This is a genomic window from Xenorhabdus sp. NBAII XenSa04 (assembly GCF_963866145.1).
In the GTDB taxonomy this organism is placed as follows: Bacteria; Pseudomonadota; Gammaproteobacteria; order Enterobacterales; family Enterobacteriaceae; genus Xenorhabdus; species Xenorhabdus indica.
In genome coordinates this window covers 1-896 of record NZ_CAWMEB010000189.1, presented here as the reverse complement: position 1 = coordinate 896, position 896 = coordinate 1, and the positions used below count along the sequence as shown (strand labels likewise).

General features: G+C 53.1%; 1 protein-coding gene. It reads left to right on the top strand.

What is annotated here, in order from left to right:
* Window positions 1-896 (top strand): AMP-binding protein (locus tag AAC147_RS07920; RefSeq protein ID WP_047686281.1); only part of this gene is annotated, 896 nt, incomplete at both ends.

Below are 896 nucleotides of genomic sequence, written 5' to 3'. Positions count from 1 at the left end.
TTGCTACAGCCGGATTATTTTGGTCAGTGTCTGTCATCGGAAGGGGTCAGCGCACTGTTTCTGACGACGGCGCTGTTCAACCAATACGCTGGCCTGATTGCACCCGCGTTATCGGGTTTACGCTATCTCCTTTTCGGGGGTGAACAAACCGATATCCGTTCAGCCATTCGCCTGCGATCTGATCACCCACCTGAGCACTTACTGCATGTCTATGGCCCAACGGAAACAACCACTTTCGCCACTGCCTATGAAATGCCATTGATAGCTGCCGATGAAAATGACGGCAGAAAAATCCCCATCGGGCGGCCAATCAGTAATACCCGGATTTATATTCTGGATAAACAAGGCCAGCCAGCCCCCCTCGGTGTCATTGGTGAAATTTATATCGCCGGCGCGGGGGTTGCCCGCGGTTATCTGAACCGCCCTGAACTGACGGCGGAACGCTTCCTGCCTGATCCGTTCTCTGCCGAATCGGATGCGCGTATGTACAAAACCGGCGATCTGGGCCGCTGGTTGTCTGACGGCCATGTTGAATATACCAGCCGCAATGATTTTCAGATCAAACTGCGCGGCTTCCGTATTGAACTCGGTGAAATCGAAGCCAGATTGATGCAGTGTGACGGGGTACGTGAAGCGGTGGTTCTTTTGCGTGAAGACCGGTGTGAAGACTTACGTGAAGAGCTGAATGAAAATCCATATGAAGAGATTTCTGCTGAAAAAACCGGGGGACAAAAACGGCTGGTTGCCTATGTCCGGCCTTTGGATAATGTTGAACTGGTGCCCGCCGAACTGCGTCAACAGCTCGCTCAGCATCTTGCCGACTATATGTTACCGGGCGCCTTCGTCACCCTTGAGGCTTTCCCGCTGACGCCTAACGGCAAAATTGACCGTCGGGC